The organism is Actinophytocola sp. (genome assembly GCF_035634895.1).
Lineage (GTDB): Bacteria > Actinomycetota > Actinomycetes > Mycobacteriales > Pseudonocardiaceae > Actinophytocola.
In genome coordinates, this window is record NZ_DASQCC010000069.1 from 1 (window position 1) to 9,949 (window position 9,949).

Below are 9,949 nucleotides of genomic sequence, written 5' to 3' on the forward strand. Positions count from 1 at the left end.
GTCGGCGGTCAGGCGTCGATGCGGACGTCCTTGGTTTCGGCGGCGGGGGCGAGGAAGTCCAGGAGCCGCAAGCCTTCCCTGGTGAGTGCGGTCAGGTCCTTCCTGGTGGTCCTGGCCCATGGGGTGATCGTCAGTACGGCCGACTTGCGTTCCTTGGCCACGCGCCAGGACCCGCGGACGAAGCCGTCCACGAGGAATGTGCCTGGGAAGACGCCGTTCTTGACGCCGAACAGCCGCTTCCGGTGGTCCTCCGCGATGATCCGGGTGCGGTCGGCGTACGAGAGCAGGACGTTGTCGAACTCCGGGATGAAGCGGGCCGGCGCGGGTGTGTCCTCGTCGGGGAGAACGGCGTCGGGGAGGTCGTACAGTTCGCGGCCGTCGGCGGTGTGGAACGTTCGTAGGTCGAGTGTCTCGACGATCTCGCGGAGGCGGGTAAGGCCGGCCCAGGTCTGGATGTCGGCGACGGATGCGGGGCCGAACGCGTTGAGGTAGCGGGTGATCATGCGTTTCGGGTCGGGTGACCGGTCGAGTTCGCGGCCCAGCCAGTGCTCCGCGGTTTGGTAGGCGGTCTGGCCGCTGCGGCCCCACACCGCGCGTGGCGGCACCTGCACGAGTGGCAGCAGTCCGCGGGCCGCGTGCGTGAGTGCCGCGGCGTCGCGGTCGGGCCAGTGTTCGGCCAGTGTGGCGCCGAGTTCGCGAGTGTTGTGGGGTCGTTCGGCGAGTACGAGCCGGGTGGCGTCGGCGACTTTCGCGAGGTCGAGGCCGGTGAGGTGCCGGGCGTGCTGGATGTTGGTGCGGAGGTCGCGGTCGTAGAGCGGCTGGACGAGTGGTCGCAGGAAGCACGCGTCGGCGGCACTCACGAGGTGGACGGTGCCGCGCATCAGCGCGATACGAACGACTTGCCTGTCCACCAGTGCGGCTGCCAGCTCCTCGGGTTGGAAGCCGGCCAGTCGGGTCCAGAGTCCGGTGTATGGCGGGAACGGTGCCTGGGCTTGCAGTCCGACCAGGTGCTCGGCCATGTCGACGGCGGTCTGTTCGGTCCTGGCGAGCAGGTGCTGGCGGGCGAGGGTGGCGCGGTTGATGGTCCGCGGGCTCAGTGTCGTCATGCCACCTTCCTCGGTGCGGTCCGTGGGTGGGACTCTCGCAGGTGGCCGGGTCGGTCTGGTGCCTGGAACTGCGGGGAGCAGCGACCGTCAGGCACCGTCAGGCGCTGAAGAGTTCGTCCAGGTGTGTGTCGAAGGCGTGTTCGGCGTCGGCGGCCGAGTGGTGTCCGACGATGACGTGGGCGGTCAGACCGTCGAGGACGGCAAGGAGTGTCCGCGCCTCGCGGACGGGGTCGAGGTCCAGGTCGACGGTGCCGCGGTGCTGGCCGCGGCGGAGCTGGTCGACGATGAGGTCCAGCAGGTCGGCGTGTGTCTTGCGTAGGCGTGCGGCCATGTCGGGCGCGACGGCGGCGTACGCGAGGTAGGCGATGGCGACGTGTGCCTCGTGGGTGCGCTGCTCGTCCAGTGGCAGCATCTCGACCAGCGCGTCGTGGACGACGTCCTGGGGTTCGGGTTCCTCGTCGGTGACGGGGTCCTCGCGCTGGCTGACGCGGGCGGCGACCCGCTCGGTGAGCAGGTCGTAGGCGAAGGAGAGGAGTTCGTCCTTGGCTCGGAAGTAGTGCTGCAGCTGGCCGAGTGACATGTCCGCGTCGGCGGCGACGTGGCGCATGGTGACCGCCTCGATGCCGCCGCGTGCCGCGAGCCGCCATGCGGATTCGGCGATGGCGGTGCGGCGGGAGTGGTGGTCGACCTTCCTGGGCATGGCGACCAAGACGGTACTCGCTGCCTGCGACAACGCCGGAAAACGGGTCGTTGTAAGGGGCTGTTCGACGATAGGGTCATGACATGTCAGGTGTACGGGAAGCGGCGGCGGACGACGTCGCGGAGCTGGTGCGGTTGCGGGCCATGCTGTTCGACGCGATTGGCGCGGCGGGGGAGAACGGATGGCGGGAGAGTCTCGCCGGGGTGCTGGTGGAGCAGTTGACCGCCGAGGGCATGCGGATCCTGGTGGTGGACGGCGACGAGGGTCTCGCGGCGTGCGGTGTCGGGTCGATCGAGCAGCGGTTGCCGAGTCCGCGGGCGCACAACGGGCGGGTCGGTCAGGTGTATGGCGTGGTGACGGATCCGGCGTACCGGCGGCGCGGGCACAGCCGCGCGATCATGGAGGGTCTGCTGGCCTGGTTCCGGGAGCGGGAGGTGGCGCGGGTGGACCTGCATGCGTCCCGGGACGGTGAGCCGCTCTACCGGTCGCTCGGTTTCGTCGACCATCCCGAGCCGGGGATGTTCTGGTGGCCGTGACGGGGATGGGAGTGGGCGGATGAGTGTCTCGCGACTGGCGCACATCAGGGGTATCGGTGTGGATCGGGTGGGGGACGCGGCGGACGCGACTCATGATCCGGAGCTGTTGCGGTTGGAGAACCTGGACACGGACCTGCGGCCGCCGGCCGTGGCGCTCGCGGCGACGCGGGCGGCCGTGGACGACGACTCGGCGAACAGTTATCTCCCGTTCCAGGGCCGGTTGTCGCTCCGGGTGGCCGCGGCGTCGCATGTCGGTCGTATTGCCCACCGTTCCTACGATCCGGCGACCGAGTGCGTGAGTGCGGCGGGTGGGTGCAACGGGATCCTGAACGTGCTGTTCGCGACCGTGGAGCCGGGGCAGGAGGTGGTGGTGGGCGACCCGTTCTACGCCGGGCTCGTCAACCGGATCCGGCTCGCGGGCGGGGTGCCCCGGTATGTGCCGAACCGGCCGGGGCCGGACGGCTGGACGGTCGACCCGGGTGAGCTGGCCGCCGCGGTCGGGCCGAACACCGCGGCGGCTTTGCTGATGTCGCCCGCGATGCCGTCCGGTGCGGTGTTGGGTCCGGAGCACTGGGACGCGCTGGCCGGGACCGGTCTGCCGTGGTTGATCTACGACGCGGCCATGGAGCGGATCCGGTTCGACGGCGCGGCGCCCGCGCACCCGGCCCGGCATCCTGGGCTCGCGGACCGGACCATCACCGTCGGGTCGGCGTCGAAGGAGCTGCGGATGATCGGCTGGCGGGTCGGCTGGACCGTCGGTCCGGCGTCGATCATGGCCGACGTCCACCACGTGACCATCGCGAACGTGGTGGGGCAGGTCGGCATCGCTCAGCAGGCGGTGGCGGAGGCGCTTGCCGCGCCGGACGCCGACGCGGAGGTCGCGGCCGCCACGGCGACCTGGCGGGAGCGCGCTGAGCTGATCGTCGACCAGCTCAGCGGCTACCCGCTGGTGAGACCCGGCGGCGGCTGGTCGCTGTTGGTGGACACCGCCGCGATGGGCCTGGCGCCGGGCGAGGCCGCGGCCCGCCTGTTCGAGCGCGGCCGGGTCGCGGCCACCCCGATGGACGGTTGGGGCCCGAGCGGTGGCCGCTACCTGCGCCTGGTCTTCTCCAACGAGCCCGTCGAACGCCTCGGGGACCTGCGGGACCGGTTCGCCGCGGCCTTCGGCGAGGGCTGAGCTTCGCAGGCCCCGGGCCGCCGCCTAGTGGTTCCGGGGAGGCGGGGCGGGCTGCCACAGCCAGAAGTGCGTGCCCTGGTCGTCGACGCACTCGGCGACCAGGCCGTACGGCTGGTGCTCGGTCGCCGCCGCGGTGCCGCCGGCGGCACGGACCCGCTCGGCGGCGGCCTCGGCGTCGTCCACCCGGAAGGTCAGCCGCACCTCGTTCGCGGCGCCTTCCGGTGACCACATGCTCAGCGGTGGTGTGACGGCCTCGCTGACCCACGTGCCCGGCGTCCGGCCGGGCGTGAACGGCAGGTCCAGCACCGCCTCGTAGAAGGTCTTCGCCCGGTCCGCGTCGGTGGGCATCATCGTCACGCGTGAGACGTCGCCGTGCCGGAACCTGGTGGCGTCGGCCGGTGGCCGCAACAGGAGCCAGCGGTGGCCGAACGGGTCGACGATGACCGCGCCCCGGCCGTATGGCTGGTCGGCGGGCTCACGCTCCACGGTCGCGCCGCGGCCGCGGGCCAATACGACTGTCTCGTCGACGTCGGGCACGTCCAGGTGCAGTGAGTGGCTGAACGTGGTGGGGGAGTCCGGTGCCCGGACCGGCACCTCGGTGTACAGGTCGGAGGTCTCGGCGAACATCAGCACGGCGTCGCCGAGGTCGACCTCCATGTGCCCGATCGTGCCGTCGGAGTCGACGTACGGTTCGCCACGGAGCCGGGCGCCGAACACCTCCGTGTACCACGCCAGTGCCGCGCGGGCGTCGGACACGACGATGTATGGCGTGAGTGCTGGCGGCCAGGCCGGCGCTCGTTGGGTCAGGTGTACTGCCATGGTGTCTTCTCCCTGGTTGAGCACGGCGCGGGTCAGTCGTTCCCGCAGCCGCGCGGCGAACGTCGGGTCGGGCGTCACCGGGACCACCGGCGCACGGAGTGCCTCGAAAGGATCGGTCACGGCGAGCCCTCCTCCCGGTAGCAGCGGCGGAACGCGGTGCGGGCCCGCACGAGCAGCGCTTCGGTGGCGTGCACGGTGCGGCCCAGGCAGTCGGCCACCTCGGGGACCGGCAGGCCGTCGAGGTACCGCAGGGTCAGTGCGGCCCGGTGATGTGGGCCGAGCGCGTCGAGCGTGGCCCTGGCCCGGATCGCGTCGATGGCCTCGTCCCACGGGTCCTCGACGCGTTCGGCACCGTCCAGCAGCCGGAGTCCGCGGTCCTCGCGTTCGAGCCGCCGCCAGTGGTCGGCGAGCTTGTGCCGGGCGACGCCGATGAGCCAGCGGACGGACGGCTCCGGCGTGTCCGGTCGGCGGGCCGCGGTCACGGCGGCGAGGAACGTCTCCGCGGCCAGGTCCTCGGCCAGGTTCCGGTCCCGGCATCTGGCCAGCAGGTAGCCGTAGACGTGCGGTAACGCCTCGTCGTACAGCTCCAGCAGTCCGAGCGCCGGGTCGGGCGCCACGCCTTCCATGTCCACATAGTCGTCCGGGACACGCCTGCTCCGACGCCCGGGTTTTCGACCGGGTTCTCGATAGGGTGACTCGTCGTGCGATCGGAGAGCTACGGCGGCGACATCCTGGCGCGGGGCAGGGCGACCAGGAAGGTGCCGGAGGTGCTGGCCGAGCCCGGCCTGGTGGCCGAGGATCCGGCGAGCGGCTTCTGCGGCGCGGTCGTGCGCTTCGAGCAGGGCAATGTCGTGCTGGAGGACCGGCACGGCCGGCATCGCCTGTTCCCGCTGACCCCGGCCGGGTTCCTCGTCGACGGCAAGCCCGTGACCCTGGTCCGGCCGACCCGGACGGATGCGCCCGGACGGGTGGTGTCCGCGTCCGGCTCGGTACTGGTCGAGGGGCTTCGGGCCCGTACCGCGAGGGACAGCCGGCTGTGGGTCGAGGGCATCCACGACGCGGAGCTGGTCGAGCGCGTGTGGGGGCACGACCTGCGGGTCGAGGGCGTGGTGGTGGAGCCGCTGCACGGCATCGACGACCTGCCCGCGCGGGTCGCCGAGTTCGGCACGGCCGGGCACCGGCGGCTCGGTGTGCTGGTCGACCATCTTGTGGCGGGCAGCAAGGAGTCACGCGTCGTCGCCGGCGTGCGTGACCCGAACGTGCTGGTCACAGGCCATCCTTACGTGGACGTGTGGCAGGCGGTGAAGCCGGGCGCGGTCGGTGTCGAGGCCTGGCCGGCGGTGCCGCGCGGCACGCCGTGGAAGGAAGGCATCTGCGCGGCGCTGGGCTGGGGCGAGCCGGCGGACGGCTGGCGGCACGTGTTGTCGGGGGTACGCAGCTATCGCGACCTCGAGACGCCGCTGATCGGCGCGGTCGAGCGGCTCATCGATTTCGTCACCATCGGTCAGGAGTAGTGACCGGAACCGTCGCTTGGTGCGATCATTGCCGCATGGCGGCATTGTTCTGGCTCATCGGCGGAATCGTGCTGATCGCTGCCGAGATACTCTCCGGGGATTTCTTCCTGCTGATGGTCGGCGTCGGTGCGCTCGCCGCCGCCGGTGCGGAAGCGATTTCCGACAACACCCTCGTCAGCTGTGCGGTGTTCGCGGTCGTGGCCATCGGCTTGGTCACGTTCGCCCGCCCGTACCTCAAGCGCCGCCTGCACCCCGAGCTCATCCACACCAACGCCGACGCCCTGATCGGCCGTACGGCGGTCGCGGTCTCGGCCGTCGACGCCCAGGGCGGGCAGGTCAAGCTCGACGGCGACGTGTGGTCGGCCCGGTCGTTCGACGACAGGCACGCGATCGAGCCTGGTCAGAAGGTGACGGTCGTGCAGATCTCGGGTGCGACCGCCGTGGTGGCGGCGGACTCGGACTGACCGGCTGATGATCGGCGGCGTGGCGCGGCCCGTTCCAACTTCTGGTTGGACGCGAGGTCGACGTGTCCCAGTTCGGGGGCATGTTGTGATCTACTTCCTGAACGCCGGCCAGGAAGCGCCGTCCGGAGTGGAGGGAAGTTGACCATACTCATCATCGTCGTGGTCGTGGTTCTGTTCGTAATCACGGTCGTGGTGAAGTCGATCCTCGTGATCCCGCAGGCCCAGTCCGCGGTGATCGAGCGGCTCGGGAGGTTCCGGTCGGTGGCCGAGCCGGGCCTCAACTTCCTGGTGCCGTTCCTCGACCGGGTGCGTGCCCGCATCGACCGCCGTGAGCAGGTCGTGTCGTTCCCCCCGCAGCCGGTGATCACCCAGGACAACCTGACGGTGTCGATCGACACCGTCGTGTACTTCCAGGTCACCAACCCGCGGGACGCGGTGTACGAGATCTCGGACTACATCGTGGGTGTCGAGCAGCTCACCACCACCACGCTTCGTAACGTGGTCGGTGGCATGAGCCTGGAGGAGACCCTCACGTCACGTGACTCCATCAACGGCCAGCTACGGGGCGTGCTGGACGAGGCGACCGGCCGGTGGGGCATCCGGGTGGCTCGCGTGGAACTGAAGGCCATCGACCCGCCACCGTCCATCCAGGACTCGATGGAGAAGCAGATGCGCGCTGACCGGGAGAAGCGCGCGATGATCCTGACCGCCGAAGGTACCCGCGAGGCGGCGATCAAGACGGCGGAAGGTCAGAAGCAGAGCCAGATCCTGGCCGCGGAGGGCGCCAAGCAGGCGGCGATCCTGGCTTCGGAGGGTGAGCGGCAGTCGCGGATCCTGCGTGCGCAGGGTGAGCGCGCCGCCCGGTACCTGCAGGCGCAGGGCCAGGCCAAGGCCATCGAGAAGGTGTTCGACGCGATCAAGGCGGGGCAGCCGACGCCGGAGGTGCTGGCCTACCAGTACCTGCAGACGTTGCCGCAGCTCGCGCAGGGCGACGCCAACAAGGTGTGGATGCTGCCCAACGACTTCGGCAAGGCCCTCGAGGGGTTCGCCCGCGCGTTGGGGGCGCCGGGCGACGACGGCGTGTTTCGCTACGAGCCGCCCGCCTACGAGCCGCCGAAGCACCGCGAGGACGACGACGAGGAGATCGCGACCTGGTTCGACACCTCGACCGACCCGAAGGTCGCCGAGGCCGTCCGGGCGGCGGAAGCCGTTGCCCGGCAGGAGGTTCCGGGTCCGCTGGCGACGCGTCCGACGACTCCGGCCATCGCGGGCCCGCCGGACCTGGGACCGGCCGCCGGGCTCGTGCCGCCGACCGCGCAGGCGTATGACCAGCCGAGTCCCTACCAGCCGGCGCCCGCCTACGAGCAGCCGCCGGCACCCTCGCCCCGGCCGGGTCCGCGGCTGGGCCCGCAACGCCCGCCGCGTCCCAACGAGTCGACGGAACTGTCCGACGATCCACGTTTTCAGTGAACCGTCCACGAGGGCCCCGACTCATTCGAGTCGGGGCCCTCGTGGTATTTCCACAATGGAACGGGGTGCGTCCGGTGTGGAGAATTCCGGCGGTTACTTTTCCGTTCGCGGAAAGCGGAAAACCTGATGAACAAAGGCTTTCTACGCCATAGTGGGCCGGTGACCGAGTTACGGCTCGATGGTGCGGTTCAGCTTCCCGACGGAGCGTGGGTGCGGGGCCGCGGCCTGCGGAACCCCACACCGGACGGTCCCAGCCCGGAGTTCGGGCTTTACCTGGGTTCGCCACGTCTCCGAGGACAGCACAGCTTCGCGTGGGCGCACGAGTGGCTGGAGTGGCCGGACTTCCGGCTGCCCCGCGACTCCGCGCTGGCGGTGGACCGCATCCGTGACCTGCACCGGCGGGCACTGGACGGGCAGCGGGTCGAGGTGGCCTGCGGCGGCGGTGTCGGGCGGACCGGCACGGTGATCTCCGCGCTGGCCGTGCTCGCCGGTGTGCCTGCCGCCGAGGCGGTCGGCTGGGTCCGCGCCAACTACCATCCGCGGGCGGTCGAGACGCCGTGGCAGCGCCGCTGGGTCACGACCACGTTCGGAGGCTGACCGCCTCCAGCGCGACCGCGGGCTTGGGCGCCGCGCCACAGCTTGCCGGCCGGGCGGCACCGGTCCGTTCGGCGACGGCGACCCGCCAGGTCCGGCCGTCCTGGTGGGTGACCGTGGCCAGCCAGCCGCCCTCGGGCAGCGCGTCGACCGAGGTCACGGTGAGCGTGTCGAGGTCGGCGTCGCCGGTCGCCGACCGTACCGCCAGCTCGGCGACCTGACCGGCCGCCGGCCACGTGGACCGGCCGCGGCAGTTGTCCAGTACCGGTTCGCCGGCCAGGAGCCGGGCGCCGGACTCGGTTGTCAGTCGACCGTATGAGTACCCGGTCGGCAGCAGCACGGCGGTCGGTGCGAAGCGGTGCCCGCCGATGTGGGTGCACTCCCACACCCGGCCGGTGTGCATGGCGGCCAGGGCCGCGGCGATCGGGCGGCCACGCAGGGCGCAGCACACGTCGCGGCGGCCGTTCGTGCACACCAGCAGCAGCCGGTCCGGCACCGGTGTGCCGAGCAGGCCGCGGGCACCGGCGCCGGCTCGCGCGAAGTCCAGGTCGAGCAGCTGCTTCGGGTCGGCCACCGTGGTGCGTTCCAGCCAGGTGCTGCCGGGCGCGGTGTGGGCGAGGTAGACCGTGCGGGGGACGGGGCGGTGCCGGTCCGGGTGGCTGCCGGGCCGGCGGATCAACACGATCCTCACCCCGGTGTCCGCGGACAGGGACGCCAGCTCCTTCGCCACGCCGTGGTCGAGGTGGCTCGCCGACAACGCGTCGCGGCCCCACGGACCGGGTTGCTCCAGCGCCAGCCAGGTCCGGGCCACGGCCGACGTGCCGGCGAGCGGTTCGGCGAGCTCGTCCGCCAGCGCGGCGCAGCGGATGGGGTGGGTGGCGTTCATCGACTCCAGCGTCTCACGAGGGGTACCGCCAAGGGTGTTGTGCCCGTGGACACGGGAGTGAAACCCCGGTCGCGCGGACACCGGCGACACAACTGACAGGAAAATAGGTAACGCCGCTTCCTAGGGTGGGATCATGCGCCCGAAGGTCCCCTATCCCGATCCAGGCGTGCCGGACGCGCGCGGTCCCCTCCGATACCTGTGGTGGCTCGTGAAACGCCAGCGGTGGCGGGTGCTGCTCGGTGCGACCCTCGCCACCACGTGGATGGTCCTGCTCATGCTGCCGCCGTACCTGCTGGCCCGCGCCATCGACGACGGGTTGCGGGCACGGGACCTCGGCACGCTCGCCCTGTGGCTGGTCGTGCTCGCGGTGACCGGCGCCGCCAACACCGCGATCGGCATCTTCCGGCACCGCACCATGACGTTCATCCGCAACGACGCCGGTTACCGGACGGTCCAGGTCGTGGTCCGCCACGCGGTCGGCGTCGGCGCCGAGCTGCCGCGGCGGGTCACCTCCGGTGAGGTGGTCAGCATCGGCGCCGCCGACCTGGACCGGATCTCCCGCACGATGACCTCGACCGGGCCCGGGGTCGGCGCGGTCGTCACCTACGTGGTCGTCGCCGTGCTGCTGGTGGCGATCTCCCCGTTGCTGGCCACCGTGGTGCTGGTCGGGGTGCCGCTGCTCA

At 71.3% G+C, this 9,949-nt stretch carries 11 protein-coding genes and 1 pseudogene; 7 read left to right on the forward strand and 5 right to left on the reverse strand.

Annotated elements, in window-relative coordinates; translation table 11 throughout:
- Positions 1–8: 8 nt before the first annotated feature.
- Positions 9–1,106: a winged helix DNA-binding domain-containing protein gene (locus VET29_RS09955; RefSeq protein WP_324918019.1), complete on the reverse strand. Its 1,098-nt coding sequence runs from the start codon at positions 1,104–1,106 to the stop codon at positions 9–11.
- A 97-nt stretch (positions 1,107–1,203) separates the two neighbouring features.
- The gene (locus tag VET29_RS09960) at positions 1,204–1,806 is read right to left on the reverse strand and encodes a TetR/AcrR family transcriptional regulator (protein WP_324918022.1); all 603 of its coding nucleotides are present in this window, start codon (positions 1,804–1,806) and stop codon (positions 1,204–1,206) included.
- An 83-nt stretch (positions 1,807–1,889) separates the two neighbouring features.
- Here VET29_RS09960 and VET29_RS09965 point away from each other — a divergent pair, with 83 nt between their 5' ends.
- Together VET29_RS09965 and VET29_RS09970 are read left to right on the forward strand one after the other, a co-directional pair.
- Positions 1,890–2,342, forward strand: coding sequence for a GNAT family N-acetyltransferase (locus VET29_RS09965; RefSeq protein ID WP_324918025.1), 453 nt, complete (start codon positions 1,890–1,892; stop codon positions 2,340–2,342).
- Positions 2,343–2,361: 19 nt separating this feature from the next.
- A complete protein-coding gene (locus tag VET29_RS09970; protein ID WP_324918028.1) occupies positions 2,362–3,519 on the forward strand; it encodes a pyridoxal phosphate-dependent aminotransferase in 1,158 nt (385 codons plus the stop codon).
- A gap of 24 nt (positions 3,520–3,543) precedes the next feature.
- Here the strand turns inward: VET29_RS09970 and VET29_RS09975 are convergent, their stop codons facing one another.
- Positions 3,544–4,458, reverse strand: coding sequence for a VOC family protein (locus tag VET29_RS09975; protein ID WP_324918031.1), 915 nt, complete (start codon positions 4,456–4,458; stop codon positions 3,544–3,546).
- The gene (locus tag VET29_RS09980) at positions 4,455–4,964 is read right to left on the reverse strand and encodes a sigma-70 family RNA polymerase sigma factor (RefSeq protein ID WP_324918034.1); all 510 of its coding nucleotides are present in this window, start codon (positions 4,962–4,964) and stop codon (positions 4,455–4,457) included. Before VET29_RS09980 ends, VET29_RS09975 begins: the two co-directional genes overlap by 4 nt.
- Before the next feature lie 75 nt (positions 4,965–5,039).
- Here VET29_RS09980 and VET29_RS09985 point away from each other — a divergent pair, with 75 nt between their 5' ends.
- The 4 genes from VET29_RS09985 (at position 5,040) to VET29_RS10000 (ending at position 8,383) form a co-directional block, all read left to right on the forward strand.
- The gene (locus tag VET29_RS09985) at positions 5,040–5,852 is read left to right on the forward strand and encodes a DUF3097 domain-containing protein (protein ID WP_324918037.1); all 813 of its coding nucleotides are present in this window, start codon (positions 5,040–5,042) and stop codon (positions 5,850–5,852) included.
- 35 nt (positions 5,853–5,887) lie between these two features.
- A complete protein-coding gene (locus VET29_RS09990; RefSeq protein WP_324918046.1) occupies positions 5,888–6,316 on the forward strand; it encodes an NfeD family protein in 429 nt (142 codons plus the stop codon).
- A gap of 138 nt (positions 6,317–6,454) precedes the next feature.
- Entirely contained in the window at positions 6,455–7,786 is a 1,332-nt protein-coding gene (locus VET29_RS09995) for an SPFH domain-containing protein (RefSeq protein ID WP_414636475.1), read from the forward strand.
- A gap of 126 nt (positions 7,787–7,912) precedes the next feature.
- Positions 7,913–8,383, forward strand: coding sequence for a protein-tyrosine phosphatase family protein (locus VET29_RS10000; protein ID WP_324918040.1), 471 nt, complete (start codon positions 7,913–7,915; stop codon positions 8,381–8,383).
- On the opposite strand, the gene VET29_RS10005 is transcribed toward VET29_RS10000, so the two are convergent.
- On the reverse strand, positions 8,361–9,266 hold the full coding sequence (locus VET29_RS10005; protein ID WP_324918043.1) for a sucrase ferredoxin: 906 nt from the start codon (positions 9,264–9,266) through the stop codon (positions 8,361–8,363). The two genes, VET29_RS10000 and VET29_RS10005, sit on opposite strands and share 23 nt — an antisense overlap.
- Before the next feature lie 133 nt (positions 9,267–9,399).
- Between VET29_RS10005 and VET29_RS10010 the strand changes: the two are divergent.
- A pseudogene (locus VET29_RS10010) lies at positions 9,400–9,949 on the forward strand (ABC transporter ATP-binding protein); the annotation flags it as partial.

What these genes read in the sequence shown, in the direction of transcription:
- VET29_RS09980 (WP_324918034.1), bottom strand. Translation starts at nt 4,964, where the DNA reads ATGGAAGGCGTGGCGCCCGACCCGGCGCTCGGACTGCTGGAGCTGTAC.
- VET29_RS10000 (WP_324918040.1), top strand. Translation starts at nt 7,913, where the DNA reads ATGAACAAAGGCTTTCTACGCCATAGTGGGCCGGTGACCGAGTTACGG.
- VET29_RS09970 (WP_324918028.1), top strand. Translation starts at nt 2,362, where the DNA reads ATGAGTGTCTCGCGACTGGCGCACATCAGGGGTATCGGTGTGGATCGG.
- VET29_RS09965 (WP_324918025.1), top strand. Translation starts at nt 1,890, where the DNA reads ATGTCAGGTGTACGGGAAGCGGCGGCGGACGACGTCGCGGAGCTGGTG.
- VET29_RS09955 (WP_324918019.1), bottom strand. Translation starts at nt 1,106, where the DNA reads ATGACGACACTGAGCCCGCGGACCATCAACCGCGCCACCCTCGCCCGC.
- VET29_RS09990 (WP_324918046.1), top strand. Translation starts at nt 5,888, where the DNA reads ATGGCGGCATTGTTCTGGCTCATCGGCGGAATCGTGCTGATCGCTGCC.
- VET29_RS09960 (WP_324918022.1), bottom strand. Translation starts at nt 1,806, where the DNA reads ATGCCCAGGAAGGTCGACCACCACTCCCGCCGCACCGCCATCGCCGAA.
- VET29_RS10005 (WP_324918043.1), bottom strand. Translation starts at nt 9,266, where the DNA reads ATGAACGCCACCCACCCCATCCGCTGCGCCGCGCTGGCGGACGAGCTC.